This window comes from Pectobacterium nicotianae, from assembly GCF_023272715.1.
GTDB lineage: Bacteria > Pseudomonadota > Gammaproteobacteria > Enterobacterales > Enterobacteriaceae > Pectobacterium > Pectobacterium brasiliense.
Genome location: NZ_CP096821.1, coordinates 1,528,364 through 1,545,761, shown reverse-complemented (window position 1 = coordinate 1,545,761; position 17,398 = coordinate 1,528,364). Strand labels below are relative to the sequence as shown.

The 17,398-nt window shown below is 53.2% G+C and carries 16 protein-coding genes; 8 read left to right on the top strand and 8 right to left on the bottom strand.

Annotated elements, in window-relative coordinates:
• Positions 1-22: 22 nt before the first annotated feature.
• The 4 genes from MYB54_RS06915 to prmB form a co-directional block, all read right to left on the bottom strand.
• The gene (locus tag MYB54_RS06915) at positions 23-823 is read right to left on the bottom strand and encodes a sulfite exporter TauE/SafE family protein (RefSeq protein ID WP_039465019.1); all 801 of its coding nucleotides are present in this window, start codon (positions 821-823) and stop codon (positions 23-25) included.
• A gap of 32 nt (positions 824-855) precedes the next feature.
• Positions 856-1,701 (bottom strand): penicillin-insensitive murein endopeptidase, encoded by an 846-nt coding sequence (mepA, locus tag MYB54_RS06910; protein WP_104212445.1) that lies wholly within the window; start codon positions 1,699-1,701, stop codon positions 856-858.
• Positions 1,702-1,707: 6 nt separating this feature from the next.
• Entirely contained in the window at positions 1,708-2,793 is a 1,086-nt protein-coding gene (aroC, locus tag MYB54_RS06905) for a chorismate synthase (RefSeq protein WP_039280246.1), read from the bottom strand.
• A 233-nt stretch (positions 2,794-3,026) separates the two neighbouring features.
• A complete protein-coding gene (gene prmB, locus MYB54_RS06900; RefSeq protein WP_203449267.1) occupies positions 3,027-3,968 on the bottom strand; it encodes a 50S ribosomal protein L3 N(5)-glutamine methyltransferase in 942 nt (313 codons plus the stop codon).
• A 171-nt stretch (positions 3,969-4,139) separates the two neighbouring features.
• Between prmB and smrB the strand changes: the two genes are divergently transcribed.
• Positions 4,140-4,682, top strand: a complete 543-nt coding sequence (gene smrB / locus MYB54_RS06895; protein WP_039520376.1) for an endonuclease SmrB — start codon at positions 4,140-4,142, stop codon at positions 4,680-4,682.
• Positions 4,683-4,767: 85 nt separating this feature from the next.
• Here the strand turns inward: smrB and sixA are convergent, their stop codons facing one another.
• Positions 4,768-5,250 carry a phosphohistidine phosphatase SixA gene (sixA, locus tag MYB54_RS06890; protein ID WP_039280251.1) on the bottom strand — a complete coding sequence of 161 codons (483 nt, stop codon included), beginning with the start codon at positions 5,248-5,250 and terminating at the stop codon, positions 4,768-4,770.
• A 1,152-nt stretch (positions 5,251-6,402) separates the two neighbouring features.
• Here sixA and MYB54_RS06885 point away from each other — a divergent pair.
• The 5 genes from MYB54_RS06885 (at position 6,403) to MYB54_RS06865 (ending at position 11,953) form a co-directional block, all read left to right on the top strand.
• On the top strand, positions 6,403-6,951 hold the full coding sequence (locus MYB54_RS06885; RefSeq protein WP_040043666.1) for a Csu type fimbrial protein: 549 nt from the start codon (positions 6,403-6,405) through the stop codon (positions 6,949-6,951).
• Between the two features lie 198 nt (positions 6,952-7,149).
• On the top strand, positions 7,150-7,686 hold the full coding sequence (locus MYB54_RS06880; protein ID WP_014916058.1) for a Csu type fimbrial protein: 537 nt from the start codon (positions 7,150-7,152) through the stop codon (positions 7,684-7,686).
• Between the two features lie 23 nt (positions 7,687-7,709).
• Positions 7,710-8,498 carry a fimbrial biogenesis chaperone gene (locus tag MYB54_RS06875; protein WP_248721711.1) on the top strand — a complete coding sequence of 263 codons (789 nt, stop codon included), beginning with the start codon at positions 7,710-7,712 and terminating at the stop codon, positions 8,496-8,498.
• A gap of 58 nt (positions 8,499-8,556) precedes the next feature.
• Complete coding sequence (locus MYB54_RS06870) at positions 8,557-10,923, top strand: fimbria/pilus outer membrane usher protein (RefSeq protein WP_248721710.1); 2,367 nt, start codon at positions 8,557-8,559, stop codon at positions 10,921-10,923.
• Positions 10,924-10,927: 4 nt separating this feature from the next.
• Positions 10,928-11,953: a Csu type fimbrial protein gene (locus MYB54_RS06865; RefSeq protein WP_039503777.1), complete on the top strand. Its 1,026-nt coding sequence runs from the start codon at positions 10,928-10,930 to the stop codon at positions 11,951-11,953.
• Here the strand turns inward: MYB54_RS06865 and fadJ are convergent.
• Positions 11,946-14,162 (bottom strand): fatty acid oxidation complex subunit alpha FadJ, encoded by a 2,217-nt coding sequence (gene fadJ, locus MYB54_RS06860; protein ID WP_371928276.1) that lies wholly within the window; start codon positions 14,160-14,162, stop codon positions 11,946-11,948. The two genes, MYB54_RS06865 and fadJ, sit on opposite strands and share 8 nt — an antisense overlap.
• Positions 14,159-15,472 (bottom strand): acetyl-CoA C-acyltransferase FadI, encoded by a 1,314-nt coding sequence (gene fadI / locus MYB54_RS06855; protein WP_039509441.1) that lies wholly within the window; start codon positions 15,470-15,472, stop codon positions 14,159-14,161. Before fadI ends, fadJ begins: the two co-directional genes overlap by 4 nt.
• A 215-nt stretch (positions 15,473-15,687) precedes the next feature.
• On the opposite strand from fadI, the gene MYB54_RS06850 reads away from it, so the two are divergent.
• Positions 15,688-16,173 (top strand): MarR family winged helix-turn-helix transcriptional regulator, encoded by a 486-nt coding sequence (locus MYB54_RS06850; protein WP_239458461.1) that lies wholly within the window; start codon positions 15,688-15,690, stop codon positions 16,171-16,173.
• Complete coding sequence (locus tag MYB54_RS06845; RefSeq protein ID WP_205537654.1) at positions 16,166-16,930, top strand: class I SAM-dependent methyltransferase; 765 nt, start codon at positions 16,166-16,168, stop codon at positions 16,928-16,930. The genes MYB54_RS06850 and MYB54_RS06845 overlap by 8 nt, the downstream gene beginning before the upstream one ends.
• A gap of 93 nt (positions 16,931-17,023) precedes the next feature.
• On the opposite strand, the gene MYB54_RS06840 is transcribed toward MYB54_RS06845, so the two are convergent.
• Complete coding sequence (locus tag MYB54_RS06840) at positions 17,024-17,320, bottom strand: YfcZ/YiiS family protein (RefSeq protein WP_080762764.1); 297 nt, start codon at positions 17,318-17,320, stop codon at positions 17,024-17,026.
• Positions 17,321-17,398: the final 78 nt, after the last annotated feature.

The window sequence follows — 17,398 nt, the reverse complement described above, 5'->3', positions numbered from 1 at the left end:
CTGTTGTTATCATAATTTGTTGTCATAGAAACTGTCCCAGCCAAACGGCAATCTCATGCCCGTGGCTGTCATAAATCAGCTTGCCACTCATGATGGCGGAAACCAACACCAGCATAGGACGAATCAGCTTTTGCCCTTTCGTCATCACCATTTTGGCTCCCAGCCGCGCACCGAGGATCTGCCCGATCAGCATAACGCCGCCGACCACCCAGACAACCTGACCGCCCAGAATGAAAAACAGTAGCCCGCCGAAGTTGGAGGTAAAGTTCAGGATCTTGGCATGCGCCGTCGCTTTTGCCAGATTGAAGCCATACAGGGTGACAAACGCCAGTGCGTAAAACGATCCGGCACCGGGGCCGAAGAAGCCGTCATAAAAACCGACACAACAGCCTGCCACAATCGCAAACGGAAGTGGCGACAGGCGACGCTGCCGATCTTCATCACCGATTTTGGGCGTTAATAAAAAATAGAGGCCAATGCCAATGATCAGCACCGGCAGCAGTTGGCGTAGAAAATCGGCGTGAATTTGCTGGATCAGCCAGGCACCAAAGGTCGAACCGACAAAGGTCAGCGCAATCGCCAGCTTCTGCTCGCCCAGATTCACCGCGCGGCGGCGGATGAAATACAGGCTGGCGGAAAAAGATCCGCCAACGGCTTGAAGTTTATTCGTTGCCAGCGCCTGCGCCGGGGATAAACCCGCCGCTAGCAAAGCAGGGATCGTCAATAAACCGCCCCCGCCCGCAATCGAATCAATAAATCCAGCCAACGCCCCGACAAAAAACAGCACGGCCAGCATATCTGGCCCAAGAACTAACCAGTCCATAATTATTTTTTATCTCGCGACATAGTTATTCGTTATCTCGCGGCAAAATGTCTGTCGAGCAGTGCCTGACAAGACGGAGGCAACGGCGGCGGCGTGGTTTTTTCCGGGGCTTCGGTACTCGGCTGTTTTGGCTGGAACCAGCTGGTTAACTCGGCACCGCATCCGTCACCGACAGGGGGTTCGTTCTGATCCTGACACTCAAGACTGTCCGCCGGGCAGCGCAGGCGCACATGCATATGCGCGCGGTGTGCAAACCAAGGGCGAACTTTGCGCAGCCAGTCACGATCGTGGCCTGCTTCAGCACACAGCTGTTTTTTAATCGCCGGATTAACGAAGATGCGCGTTACGTCGCTATCCAACGCAGCGGTTTTGATCAGGGTGGTGATTTCCGGTCGCCAAACACGTGGGTTAACGTTCAGCCCACTGGCGTTAACCAAATCGATAGGCTGCGGTTTCAGCAATTGCTGCTCGCTCCAACGCTGTCTGGGCAATTGCAGCCAGATGTCGACATCCAGCCCGGATTGGTGACTGGCGTGGCCGCTGCTGAAACGTCCCCCAACAGGCATGCCCATATCCCCCACCAGCACATTACCGGAGGTCGTACGCTTAACCTCGTTGCTCAGGCGGTGAATAAACGCCAGAAGATCGGGGTGACCGAAATAGCGGCGCTGATCGATGCGCATCACCTGATAATCCAGCGACTGCAATGGCAGCGGCTGGGCACCAATGATACAGCCATTGGAAAAACTACCAATTGACTGCGGCGTACCCGCAACCGGATGCGCGATCTCCTGCCAGGGCGTTTTCGCCCACGCGGCGTTCGATAACAGCGGCGCGCTCAGTGCCAGCGCGAGAACCCCGATTAACCCTTGTTTCATTATTTTTTACCAGCGAGGAACCTGACTGTTCACATCCCCACACTGTGCGCGTTGGCGCAGCAGGTGATCCATTAACACAATTGCCATCATGGCTTCGGCAATCGGCACCGCACGGATGCCCACACACGGGTCGTGACGCCCGCGCGTCACCATTTCAGTCGCTTCGCCCTGACGGTTGATCGTTTTCCCCGGCACCATAATGCTGGAGGTCGGCTTCAACGCCAGATGTGCAACGATGTTCTGACCGCTGCTGATCCCGCCCAAAATGCCGCCAGCGTGATTGCTTTGGAAACCGTCCGGCGTGATTTCGTCTCGGTTTTCACTGCCACGTTTGGTGACAACCGCAAAGCCATCGCCAATTTCGACGCCTTTCACGGCGTTGATGCTCATCAGTGCGTGAGCCAAGTCAGCATCCAGACGATCAAAAACCGGCTCGCCTAATCCGACAGGCACCGATTCCGCCACGACGCTGACCTTCGCGCCAATCGAGTCGCCCTCTTTTTTCAGCGCCCGCATCAGTTCATCCAGGGCTTCCAGTTTGTCGATATCCGGGCAGAAGAACGGGTTTTGCTCAACCTGTTCCCAATCTTTCAGCTCGCAGGTGACATCGCCAATCTGCGACAGATAGCCACGTACCTTCACACCATGTTGCTGTTGCAGGTATTTCTTCGCAATCGCGCCAGCGGCAACGCGCATTGCGGTTTCACGCGCGGAAGAGCGGCCACCGCCACGGTAATCGCGCAGGCCATATTTTTGCTCATAGGTGTAATCGGCGTGGCCCGGGCGAAAGACGTCTTTAATCGCACCGTAATCCTGAGAACGCTGATCGGTGTTTTCAATCAACAGACCAATGCTGGTTCCTGTTGTTACGCCTTCAAAAACGCCGGACAGAATCTTGACCTGATCGGGTTCACGGCGCTGCGTCGTATAGCGGGAGGTCCCCGGACGGCGGCGATCCAAATCGTGTTGCAGATCCGCTTCCGTTAGCGGGATCCCCGGCGGTACGCCGTCAACAATACATCCCAGGGCAATACCGTGGGATTCACCAAATGTAGTGACGCGGAAAAATTGCCCAATACTGTTGCCTGCCATCACAACTCCTTCGCATGTGTTCTGTTTCTGCCTTACCGTCTACACGGTAAGGCGAATATATATCGTTATGACCGCTTAATCACGGCTGCTGACAGAGGTCGTTGAGCGGTAGTAACGGATAGATCGTAAAGACGCTGCAAGTACATCCTGTAAGCTCGGATTGCGCCATCCCTGGCGCAAACGCTTTACTCTTCTATTCCGTTACTCCCGCCCTCACTTCGCAAATAGGTTTATCAGCTATCCGAATCACGGTAAGCGCTGAAATGCGCTTTGCAATCGACCAGTTGTGATTGCGTTAGCATAAACACGCCGTCACCGCCGTTATCAAACTCCAGCCAGGTGAACGGGATGTCTGGGTATTGATCGATCAGGTGCACCATGCTGTTGCCCACTTCGCAAATCAGCACGCCGTCGTCGCTCAGATAGTCTGGCGCACAGGCCAGAATACGACGCACCAGATCCAGACCGTCGTTACCCGCCGCCAGCCCCAGTTCAGGCTCAAAACGGAATTCCTGTGGCAGATCGGACATATCTTCTTCATCCACATACGGTGGATTAGTCACGATCAAATCATAGCGAATCGCAGGTAAATCGCGGAACAGATCAGAGCGAATCGGCGTCACGCGGTATTCCAGACCGTGCTGCTGAATATTCTGTTCGGTTACCGCCAACGCATCACTGGAGATATCCACGGCGTCAACTTCCGCTTCAGGGAATGCCTGAGCGCAAGCTATTGCAATACAACCGCTGCCCGTGCACAGATCCAGAATATGGTTTGGCGTTTTTGGTAGTTGCTCATCAAAATAGTTATTGATCAGCTCACCGATGGGAGAGCGCGGCACCAGCACGCGTTCGTCCACGTAGAATTCCAGGCCGCAGAACCAGGCCTTGTTGGTCAGATAGGCAACCGGGATACGCTCATTGACGCGGCGGATCACGCGTTCAACAATGCGTTGCCGTTCGCTGGTGATCAGACGCGACGTGTACATATCTTCAGGAATATCGAGCGGCAGATACAGGCTAGGCAATACCAGCTGTATGGCTTCATCCCAGGGATTATCCGTCCCGTGACCGTAATAGACGTTAGCTGCGTTAAACCGGCTGACAGCCCAGCGCAACATATCCTGAATGGTATGAAGTTCACTGACGGCCTCATCGACGAAAATTTTGTCCAAGGGTGTCCTCCGCAGACTGTTCTGAATGGGAAATTGGCGCTTAGTTTGCCATGAAGCCCGCGACAAATCAGCAGATATAACCGACTGAACGCGCCTCGATACAGACTTTTATTTAGCGACAGCGGGGAGACAAGGTAAACTGATCGAATGTTGACGCAAGATGAATGAAACATGAGTAATAAATATTCGCTGAATGACGACGAATTACAGCTTTTTCGCACGTCAATCACTGGCACAAAAAAGTTGCGTCAGGATACCTATACCCACAAACCGCTGCGCAAAAAAACGGGTGAATTACCCGCCAAACGGGCATTGCAGGAGCAGGTTGATGCCAGTTTCTATTTTTCGGATGAATTTCAGCCACAGCTGGATGCAGAAGGCCCGACACGCTATGTCCGCCCGGGTGCCAGCCACTATGAATTGAAGAAGCTTCGACGGGGAGATTATTCACCGGAGCTGTTTCTGGATTTGCATGGCCTGACGCAGCTTCAGGCGAAGCAGGAACTGGGCGCGCTGCTAGCGGCCTGTCGGCGGGAGCACGTTTACTGCGCCTGCGTGATGCACGGGCACGGCAAACACATACTTAAGCAACAAACGCCGCTCTGGCTGGCACAGCACCCTGACGTGCTGGCTTTTCATCAGGCTCCGAAAGAATTTGGTGGGAATGCCGCGTTACTGGTGTTGGTGGCGCTAGAGGCGCCTTCGCTTGAATAAGCTCGCTCTTCTTCAAAAAACGATGAGGCATGTAAATTCATTACATGCCTCATCGCGTATGAATTCAGGAGTTTGATGAGTCGTATCAGGATTTCGCGTTCAACTGGGCCGGGCTGACTTGCCAGTGCAGAGCGCCATGACCAGACTCCGCTTCCACCTTCACGCAGGCAATAGCGGATGTGGCGAACATCGGCGCAGTTTCATTCTGGCATAATTCGGCAACCAGATAGCCCACCAGTGGCAGATGCGACACAACCAGAACCGCACCCACGCCTTCTCTTGCCAGCGTTTGCAGATAATAGCTAACAAGCTGGGCATCCCCGCCGGGCGTCAGCTCATTCAGGCAATCCGCTTCTTCCGGCAGCGGCAACGCTTTTTTCACCACCTCGAGCGTTTGCTGGGCGCGCAAATAAGGGCTCACCAGAACGCGCTCAATATCGATATTTTGCTCATTCAACCAACACGCCATCTGACGAGATTCATCACGACCAGCGTCGCTCAATGGCCGAACAGCATCACTCGCTGCATCAAGTACCGCATCACCATGACGCATTATCAACACTTGCATATTACACCGCTATGTTAATGAAATATATGATATATCCTCATACTTAATGCTGTATGAGCATTGGCTTTGCTGCCGCTTTGGCATACCTGCAATGTAGCCATATATAAGGTAGATACCCCAAATCATTCAAGTATGACGGGTATAACCGCTTTGTTATTGTAGGTTACCTGAATTGCTGTAGGTTACCTGAGTTTCTCGCTATGTAAACTCACCTGAGGTCAGGTTTAGGTAGAAAAGTTATCATGCCGGCTTCCCAGCCACAGGCTACCCACTGAGATCTGCCGTGAAGGCGGCCCAATACTGTTATAACATTAACCATTCTCAAAACGCGTTTTTAGCGTTCCGTCACCAACGAGTCAATAATCGTAATGTGTCAGCAACGTCACCAGGCTCGTCCGCTCTTATTTTACATTGTTAATCACATGATAAATAAAAACTTTATAGACACACGACAGAATCTACCCACTCGAAACACATAACCATATCTTTATAATGGTCATTATAATCGCTTACAGTAAAATCAAAAAATAAGAGACAGAATTCAAAAAACAACAAAAAATCAGCATAAAATACTGATAAAATCAAAAATGTCGATTTCTTGCACTTTTTTAACGCATATCAATTTTTGCGACATTGTTAAACAAGCACTCTGGTTCTATCTTTATCTTAAATAGCACTTTTCTTTACTATTCATGTTTTATAAACAAGGTAATTACACAGAATATAACGTCATATAATAAAAATAGATTGCTCTTCTATTTATGGACGAATATGCAATTCAGGATAAATCCCGAAGAACGTCTCTGTTATTTATATGCCCGCCATTATTCACACCACGGAAGATAAAATTAGTTATACGTTTTCTTTATAGCGTCATCTTCACCATACGGAACGTACTGAAAGTAGTAGCGATATATTTCAGTAATGCGACATTTTAGTGTCAATGGTTCTGCCAATCAGGAAAGAGAATAAACCCTCTGTATTTTCCCGGTCGGTTAATCTATGCCATATAAATATCCGTACTGATTAAAACGACTCGTTATGATTACTTTTGTAATAGTCATTCTTGACGAGCTGTTTTCACGAAAACCGATGTACTTTCGTGAAGACATTTTCGATGAAAATAAGTAAGAGGCATATAAAGGAATCGTTATGAATTCTAAACGTATAGCATTATCTATTCTGGCCACACTATTCACCACATTCGGCCTATCCCCCACCGCCAACAGCGTGACGATTAATGGTCAAATCCCCGTTTCTCTGACCATTAGTGCGGCCTGTACGGTCAACAACGGAGGAGGCGCAGGCACCACATGGGGAACAATCAACTTTGGCCCCCATAATGACCTAACGCAGAGTATTGATGCCCAGGTTACCAGCATCGGGGGCAACGGGATTACCGTCAGTTGCTCTGTTGGCACACCGGCGGCGTTGTATATCGGTGCAGGTGCAAACGCCACCGCCTCGCTACGCCGGTTAGCGCCAGGCACGGGAACCTACAACGTTCCTTACCGTTTATACAGCGATTCAACCCGCACGACCGAAATCCCACTCAGTAGTGCAACTGGCATTGCCATTGTTGCAACGGGTAACCCACAGCTGGTTCCAGTGTATGCCCGTATCCTGCCATCAGATCAGACCGTGCTATCACCCACCGCTGGGGCTTATACCGACACCGTCACTGCTACGATCGAATGGTAATTTTTTACAGGCTGGCATGTTCGCATGCCAGCCTTTTTAGGGTCATTGATCCACAAGAAGTTGATCCACAAGAAAAGGAGCCGTTATGTCACCACATCTCATACGCGATTTCGCGTTTGCTGCCTGCGCCCTGCCTTCCCCTCTGGCTTTGGGCGTTTCCCGTGCCGACATTCAGGCTCGATAGCCGCGGGTATTGCGATGCGTTTTCCATCGGCATTGATTTTGTCACTTTTGCTGTCTGGCTCCATCGTCCCCACGGTGGCGATGGCGCTCACCGTAAGTAGCACATTCGATGTCACGGCAACGATACAAAAAGGCTGTGTTTTTGGCACCAACACGGCAAGCAGCCAGCCCAACATGGGCACGCTGAATTTTGGGACGCGCAGCGCCACGGCAACCAACGTGGATATCGCCAGCACCAGCGGCGGAGGGTCGATTGTCGCGACCTGTACGCCAGGCATTAGCGCCGTTATTGAACTGAGCTATGGCACTAATGGCGGTAACAGCACACAGCGTTATCTGAAAAATGCAGCAGGAACGCGCCTGTTGGCTTACCAGCTTTACCGCGATGCGGCACGCACACAGGTATGGGGAACGGGAGGTCTGGCACTCAACATCGCCTCCTTTCCCGCCACATCCCAGACCTACACCGTTTACGCCCGCTATTTTGGCGGCACACCGCTGCCTCCCGCAGGGGTTTATACCGATAACGTAACCGTCAGCCTGACTTATTAAAAACAAAACAGGGTGAATACAAAATGAAAAGGAAAATAACGTTTTTTATTCGGGCAATGGTCTTTTTATTAAGTGGTTTTGGCTCATATTGCTTTGCTGCCAGTTCTATTCTCGTTTGGCCGATTTATCAGGTTATTGAGTCCGATGAGAACAGCTCTGCGCTATGGCTGGAAAATAAAGGTACGGCGCCCGTCGGTTTGCAAATCCGTATCATGTCCTGGAAGCAAATCGATTTTCAGGATCGTTATGCCGAACAAAGCAACGTGATTGCTACCCCCCCGTTCATGACGCTGGAGCCGGGTAAGCGCAATATGGTGCGTCTGATTCGCGTCAACCCAACACCCGCCAATACTGAGATGGCTTACCGCATCATTGTTGATGAAATTGCCGCGCCCTATCAACAAGATGCCCCGCAAATGGGGCTGCAATTCCAGATGCGCTATCTGCTGCCGCTGTTCCTTGATGGTGCCGGCGTCTGGACGCATATGCGCCCGGAAAAACGACGTGCCAACGCCGAGCCTACGCTGCCTGCGCTCAGTTGGCGAGTCAGCGCGGTTGGGGGGAAAAACTATCTTTATGTCCGCAATCGTGGCGTGGTCCATGCCCGCCTGAGTAACATCTACTGGTCAGCCGACCAAAATGGAAAAGGGAGCCGCCGAACAACGATCACCGACGGCTTTTTAGGCTATGTACTACCGGGACAAGAGATGCGTTGGCCGCTGCCCGCGGGCGTATCCACACCGGGTGCAGGCATGCAGCTCTTCACTCACCTGATCGATATCCACGATCCTATCTTGATTAAACGCGAATGATGGCTCGGTTAGCCGCAGAAGCGTGTTTATTGACCGCGTGAGCATGGTGAGGTCAGGCATGAAGAGCAAAACAGGCGTGCTTCCCCTGCTCATCTGTACTCCATTTGCGCTGTTGTATTCTGCGACGATTTTCGCGGAAGATTATACCGATCTTCCCGCGCCCCCCAGCGCCATGCCCTCACTCAGCGAGTCCGTTTATTATTTAACGATCTCCGTCAACGGGCTGAGCGATAATCTGGTCGTGCCCGTCACGTATCGTGCGGGGAATTATTATGTGGATGCAGCAACACTGCGTTCTAATCACGTCCGTCTGCCGGACCAAAGTGTGGGGCTGGTGAATGTCAATGCCCTGCCAGAGGTCACCACCGATTACGATCAGGCCATACAGCAGCTAAAAATCACCGTGCCTACACTCTGGCTACCCGAGCAATCGGTTGAAGGCGGCGGGCAGGACCTGACGCGTTTCCCCGCCCGCAGCAGTCCCGGCTTATTGTTCAACTATAACCTTTATTACACCTCGCCCCGTGCCAATTCAGATTCGCTCAGCAGTTGGATGGAACAGCGTTTTTTTAGCCCTTACGGAACCTTATCCAATACGGGGATCTACTATTTCACCTCGGGCAGCAATACCGCGCAGCAAGATGGCTATCAGCGTTTCGATACCTATTGGCGCTATAACGATAACGACCGCATGATCACCTATCAGGTTGGTGACCTGATTAGCAATTCTCTGACGTGGAGCAACTCGGTGCGTATGGGCGGCCTGCGTGTCGCCCGCAATTTCGGTCTTCGCCCGGATATCGTCACGTATCCGATGTTGCAATATACCGGTACAGCCGCCGTACCCAGCACGCTGGATCTGTTTATCAACGGGTATAAAGCGAACAGCACCAGCCTGAATGCTGGGCCCTTCACCCTCACGAATACGCCTTACCTGAACGGCGCGGGGGAAGCCACCGTCATTACCACTGACGCCCAGGGGCGGCAGATTTCTACCACGATCCCGTTTTATGTCTCCAACGCCTTGTTAAGAGAGGGATTAAGCGATTTCGATCTATCCGTTGGCGTGTTACGTCAGGACTATGGCATAAAGAATAATGCCTACACTGACGATCCCGCTGTCAGCGGCATCTATCGCTATGGGTTGACCAATAAGTTGACCGTGTCAGCGCATGGCGAAGCCGTACAGGGTCTCTATCTGCTCGGTGCGGGAGCCGATTTTACCATCGGCCGCTGGGGTACGCTGAGTTCGTCCTACAGTCAGAGCGAAAAAGAAGCCACCGGACACCAGTACACCACGGGCTACTCTTATTACACTTCCGCGTTTGGCCTGAATGTTCAACATGCCAAACGCAGTAAGGAATACCGCGATTTAACCGCCGTACTCACGGAAGGCCGACTCAGCCAAGAAAGCTATCAGGCAACGCTCAGCAGCCAGCTGTTCGGCGAAGGCAACGGTTCATTCGGCGTGGGGTATTTCGATATCCGCGCGTACGATTCAACCCGGACTCGCCTGCTGAACTTGTCTTTCAGCCGCCAAATCTGGCAAGACAGCTCTATTTATCTCGCCTTTAACAAAGCGCTGGGAGAAAACGGCTACAGCGCCCAGATCCAGTTCGTGATGCCTTTTGGTACAAACGGCAGCATCAATGCCGGCGTTCAACGCGACAGCAATGGCGATTATTCACCGCGTGTCGGGGTGAACCGTACCGCGCCGATAGACGGAGGATTAGGCTGGAACGCCGCGTATGGCGCAGGAAAAAATCCTTATCACCAGGGCTCGCTGAACTGGCGCGGTCCTTATGCCACGCTTGCTGGCGGAACCTATGGCAATGAGGGAAACACTACGCAATGGGGGGAACTGAGCGGCTCGCTGATCTATATGAACGGAGGGGTTTTCGCCAGTAACCGCATCAACGACGCCTTTATTGTGGTCGATACCGAAGGATACCCTGACGTCCCGGTAAAATATGAAAACCAGATAGTAGGGAAAACCAACAAACGCGGCCACTTGCTCGTGCCGTGGGTCGTGTCTAATTACCCCGCGAAAGTGGAAATCGACACACTACAACTGCCAGCCAACGTCACCACGCCACAGGTGGAATCGCGCGTGTCGGTCAAAGAAGGCAGCGGCACTGTCGTCACATTCCCCGTTCATGCCATGCGATCCGCCAACATTAAGCTGCGCAATACGGATGGCAACTCGCTCACCATTGGCACCTGGATAACAAACGAGGTCAGCGGCGACACCACGATCAGCGGCTACGATGGCCTGGTCTATTTCACCAATCTGGGAACCTCGAACCGCTTACGCTTTAAACAAGAAGACGGGCAACTTTGCCGGGTGGAATTTTCACTACCGGAATCACAGACCATGATGGCGACCATCGGCCCGCTTACCTGCCAGACTGACTCAAAAGGATAAAACGATGCTGACCCCGATACTGAAAATCCAGCACCTCTTCTCCGCCAACCGGCGAGTTGCCCGTTCGCTGCGTCTGGCCTTCCTGCTGATGACGATGTATTACGCGCCTTATAGCTATGCCGACTGCACTATTGCTTCGCCAAGTAACACCACATTGGGCCCTTATGCCTCTTCCGTGGTCGGAGTTAACGGTACGCCACAGGTTGTGGCATCGGGAAGTGGGTTTCGCTGTACGGGAAGCATATTAAGCCTAAACAGTACCAATACCATTACCGCCACAATACAAAGTGACAGTAACCCCAGCGGCACCACAATGAGAATGCGCAGAGGGACAAGCACAGACTACGTTCCTTACAACCTGTGTATGGATTCAGGCTGCGGTACGCTCTATAACATCAACTCGACCTATACCTGGTCGCAAACCACCTTTCTGGGAGTATTAGGTTTATTCAACTCCGCTGACGGCTCGATGCCGATCTATATCCGTACCAGTATCGGCAACAACGTGGCAGCAGGCACCTATACCGATGTAGTGACCATTAAATGGGATTATCGGCTTTGCTCACTAGGGGTGACGGTATTAGGGGTGACAGTCTGTGTATACGAAGAGGGGACAAGGATTTCAACCCTCAATATCACCATGAACATTACCAACGATTGCCAGATCACCAGTGCGCCGAATATCAGTTTTGGCGTTGCGGCCTTCCCCGCCGATTTCGCGGCGGTCAATAACAGCCTCGGCGTTCGCTGTACGCTGTTGGGGGCGTATACCGTCAAGCTGGTCAGCCCCCATCCCGACGACGCTAACTGGCGCAGAATGACCGCCACCGTCGGCGGCACGCCTTACTATTTGCAATATCAGCTTTATCGCACCGGGAACGTCGCCTGGACTGAAACGAACGATTACAGCGGGACGGGTACGGGGATTACGCAGAGTATCCCGTACACCGCCCGCATTAACGCCAGTCAGGCTAGCAAGCCAGAGGGGGCGTATAAAGACACCGTCACGATTAACGTCACGATCAACTAGCGCTCTGATCTTCAGAGGTTGGCGGATAAAACGTCCGTCGACCTTCCCGCATCGCGAGCAGACGTTCACAGGGTGCGAACCGATCGCCATACTGCTGTTGCAGCACCAGCAGCGTTTTCACGACCGTTTCCACGCCCAGACGATCCATATAGTGGAACGGCCCGCCGAGGAAAGGTGGGAAACCAATGCCAAATACCGCGCCAATATCACCATCGCGGGCGCACTGGATCACGCCTTCATCCAGACAACGCGCTGCCTCATTCAGCATCATCATCACGGCACGCTGGCTGATGAGCGCGGGGTCGATATGGGCTTTCGCCGTCACATCCAGCAGCGGATAAACCGAGCTATCCACCTCTCTGCCCGCCTGCCAGAAACGGCGCGTTTTATTGTATCGATAGAATCCTTTCCCATTCTTGCGCCCTTTGCGTCCATCTTTCAGGATCGCATCAAACGCGGGTGGAGAGGTGAAGCGCTTGCCCAGTTCTTCACTCAGCACCGGTACAATTTTGGTCGCGACATCAATACCGACCTCATCAAGCAACGCCAGCGGGCCAACGGGGAAGCCAAAGCGCACCAGCGCATAATCGATCGATTCGATCGGCTCCCCTTCCAGCAGGCAATAAGCCGCTTCGTTGATATAAGGCGCTAATATGCGGTTCACATAAAAACCAGCGCTGTCGCCTACGACGATCGCGGTTTTCCCCTGCTTTCTCGCCAGCGCCACCGTCGTCGCCACCGTCTCTGCGCTGGTGTGTGCGTGAGGAATCACCTCAACCAGCGGCATTTTGTCCACCGGGCTAAAGTAGTGCAGACCCACAACCTGTTGCGGACGGCGCGCGCCCTCTGCAATCTGATGGATCGGCAGCGAGGAAGTATTCGATGCAAAAATCGTGTGCGGCGCAGCGTGCTCTTCAATCTCCGCCACCATCTGCCGCTTCAGCGCCAGATCTTCAAAAACGGCCTCAATGACGATATCCGCATGTTCAAAACCGCGATAGTCCGTACTACCGGAAATCAACGTCATCAACCGCTGGCGCTCCGTCGGCTTCATCCGCTTACTCTGAACGCGTTTAGTCAGCAACTGCCAGTTGTACTTCAGCGCATGGTTAATGCCCTGTTCATTGATATCTTTAATACGCACCGGTAACTGCCCGCGCGTCGCTGTCACGCTGGCGATCCCACCACCCATCAGCCCACCACCGAGAATACCGACGCGGTGGATCGGCTTCGCTTCAGAGTCCGCACCGGCGGTTTTCTTTAATGCATTGGAGGCAAAGAACAGATGGCGTAGCGCGGCCGATTCCGGCGTCATCACCAGTTTGCCAAACGCTCGCGCCTCGTGCCGATACCCTTCCTCACGACCTTTTTCTATGCCCCGACGCACCACCTGAATGATTTTTTCCGTGGCCGGATAGTTGCCGTGTGTTTTCGCTCGCGTTTTGCGTTTCACTATTTTGAACAATACATCGCGAATACCTGGGCTACTCAGCAAACGCGAACGCCAGCCCAGCGGCACGGCTTTGCGTTTTCCTTTTTTGAGAATTTCGACCGCCGTCTCCAGCAGGATATCGTGCGGGACGGCCTCATCAACCAGCCCTTGTCGTAACGCCTGACTCGCACGGAGGTGGCGGCCGGTCAGAATGAGATCCAGCGCGCTATCCAGACCAATCAGCCGTGGCAAACGCTGCGTTCCGCCTGAACCGGGAAGCAGGCCAAGCTGTACTTCCGGTAGCCCCAGTACCGTTTTTTCATCCAGCGAGCAGACGCGATAGTCGCAGGCCAATGCCAACTCCAGCCCACCGCCCAAACAGGCACCGTGGATCGCAGCCACTACGGGGAACGGCAGCGCGGCTACCTGATCGAACGTTTCCTGCCCTTGTTTCGCCAGATTTTCTGCCTGTTCGGCACTGCTGCACTGGTTCAACATGGTGATATCCGCACCGGCGATAAACGAATCAGGCTTGGCGGAAATAAAAATCAGCCCCCTGAGTGTCGCATGCTGCCGCGCCTGCTCGAAGACCGAAAGAATCTGTTCTGCAAATTCGCTCTTTAGCGTGTTCACCTTCTCGCCGGGAACATCAATGCAAATAACACCGATATTGTCCGGCCGAATCGTTAGGGAAAAGGCAGAGGGGCTTGCCGTCACAGACGATGTTGTTTCCATTGCAGACGATGTTGTCACGGAGAAAGGCTGTTGATCGTTCATGGCGTCACCTCCAGTACCATTGCCGCACCCAGCCCGCCAGCCGCGCAGGCGGTGGTTAACCCCAGCCCGCCGCCACGACGGCGCAGTTCATTCAGCGTTTGGGTAATCATCCTCGCGCCAGTGGCAGCAAAGGGATGTCCATAGGCAATGGATCCCCCCAGCACATTGAACTTGGCGCGATCGACCTCGCCCAGTGCGGCATTTCTACCCAGTTGATTCCGGGCAAACTCATCGCTGGCAAACAGTTTGAGATTTGCCAACGTCTGGGCGGCAAAGGCTTCGTGCATATCAATGAGCGTCAGATCGGCCAGCGTCACGCCAGCCCTTGCCAACGCCAGCGGGGAGGCATAAGCCGGCCCCAGCAACATATCACGCTGTACGCCGATAGCGCTGAATGCATAGCTGCGCAGGTAGCCTAGCGGCGTGATCCCCAGACTTTTCGCCTTGGATTCACTCATCATCAACACCGCTGCCGCACCATCCGTGAGCGGCGTACTGTTCGCCGCCGTGACCGTACCGTGTCGGCGATCGAACGCCGGGCGTAAGCGGGAATACTGCTCCAGCGCGGAATCATGGCGCACGTTGTTATCTTCACTCAGCGCCTTGTCATAAGGTGGGACGTAAGCCGTCATCACTTCATCGCGCAGCACGCCGGATTCCCAGGCCTGAGCCGCCAGCTTGTGCGAACGGTGCGCCAGCTCATCCTGCTCTTCACGCGTGATGCCGTAGGTTTTTGCCATTTGTTCGGCGGTATCACCCATGCGCAGCCCGGTGGAATACTCCGCCACGGCGGGCGCAACCGGCAGTAGATCTTTCGGACGCAGGCCGCTTAACAGTTTCAACTTCTGGCTCAGCGTCCGGGCCTTGTTCATATCCACCAGCGTTCTGGCCAACGCTTTGCTGACGCCAATAGGCAGCACGGAAGAGGAATCCGCCCCACCGGCAATGCCGACATCCACCATACCCGCCATAATGCTTTCCGCCACGTTGGCGACCGCCTGAAAGCTGGTGGCGCAGGCGCGCGACACGCTGTAGGCATCGGTATGCACGCTCATGCCCGTGCCGAGCACGATCTCTCTGGCGATATTCGGCGCTTCGGGCATTTGGACCACCTGCCCAAAGACCAATAGCTCGATCAACTCAGGATCGATCCCAGTGCGGACCAGTAATTCGCTGGTGACGAGCTTCCCTAATTCGATGGCAGGTACGCCATGATAGGCCGTTGCCTGCCGGGCAAATGGGGTGCGTAATCCGCTCACGAACGCAATGCGATCGCCACGGCGGGTTATCAGAGGTAATACCTCGCTCATAAACGCTCCTGTTAACCAAAAATAAAGTACGCACACAACAGGTCAGACCTGATTTCATTGTTAACCAGATAGTTACATTACGCAAAGCTGCGCAACACAAAAGTGTGAAGAACATGCCGTTGTCAGCCCCGATACCATTAACATTATTTACGCAAAGGTATTTGCCAACAAAATACATTAGCGCTAATGTATTTATTCCAACTAGGGAGGAAATATTGAAAATTAAACCTGGATTGGGCGAACTGCTGAGGTATACCGCCGAGCTGGTTGATAAAGGTTCGGAGGCAAACTACCGCGCCCTGTCACTCAATTATCGTCCACGATATACCCCTATCCTGCGTGCAATGGCCGCAGGCGCTCAGACCGTGCAAGACATCACTGAGTCCACGCACCTGACACAAGGGGCGATCAGCCAGTCGGTCGCGTTAATGGAGCAGGACGGCATTCTTGTACGCGAACAGCTCAGTGATGGGCGCAAATTTGCCCTCAGGCTGACGCCAGCCGGCATTCAACTTGTTGCTCAGCTCGAAACCTGCTGGGAAGCCATTTTCCTCGCCATTGAACAGCTTGAAAAAGATGCCGGTTGGCCGCTGATGAAAGGGCTGGAGGAGCTGGCGTCTGCGTTGGAACAGCAGGACTTCGAGAAACGTATACAGATAGCGCGTGCAGAGTTACACGCCTCAGGTGATAAAGATGACTAACACAACCGAAGAAAACAGAAACTGGTTTTCCTCAGGTGGGGAGAACTATGCTCGCTACCGACCGCACTATCCACCTGAACTGGCAGAATACCTTTCCAGTCTCGCCCCCAATACCCAAAACGCGCTGGATGTAGGGTGCGGAACTGGGCAGCTTACGCGACAGCTGGCTGAACATTTCGACGCTGTAAAAGGTATCGATCCCAGCGTGAGTCAGCTAGGCAACGCCGTTGCACATCATCGTATCGACTACGCGTGCTCCCCCGCAGAAATACTGCCCGAACAGCCACTCACGTACAGTTTGATTACCGCAGCGCAGGCCGCGCACTGGTTCAAGTTGGATGCGTTTTATCAGGAAGTCCGCAGAGTGGCAGTCCCTCAGGGAATACTGGCCCTCATCAGCTATGGCGTTATGCAGCTTGATGACGATCTGAACGACAGATTTCGTCAGTTTTATTACGAAGAGATTGGTCCGTTTTGGCCTGCCGAACGTCAGCTGGTTGATAACGGATATCGGGATATCCCCTTCCCTTTTGATGAGATCGCCGCACCGCCTCTTAACATCCGGCTTGAATGGCCGTTAGACGCCCTTATTGGTTATATTTCGACCTGGTCTGCCGTCGCCAGCGCCCGAGAAGCAGGACGAGAGGAAATGCTGTGCCGTTTTTATGACGACATCGCGACGCTCTGGGGAACGCCAACAACATGCCGACCGGTTCTATGGCCGATTAACATGCGAATAGGAAGAGTTGAAAAGTGACGACACCACCGACAGTGGTGGATAGAAACAACGAAGGGAAATAAAGCGAGTCAGGCAGGCGATGCGATAACGCAATGCCTGCCAAAGGAAGATTTAACGCAGGCCGAGCTGGAAAATCATCGTTTCAGCCTGGCAGCTGAACGTGAAATCGATGTCCAGTTTAATGCCGCCGTCTACCTCTTCCAGCGTGCTGGCGATTTCGCAAGGTTCAGACTCTACCGCACGCGCTTTTTTCGTCAGAGCGGCCAGTGCCGCTTCCGCCTCAGCACGATCGCCGAAAACGTTGCTGTAAGACGCCGTGCAATCCGTGTTATCCATAATTGTGCCAACATCGACACAGCAGCAGGCTGCGGTTTCTTCAGCACTGCATTTGTTGATTACGTTCGTCATGCTACTTTCCTCTTGAGGCTTAGACGCGGGAGATTTGATCCAGTTCAAATATTTTTATCTTCCTTATATTTTACTCCC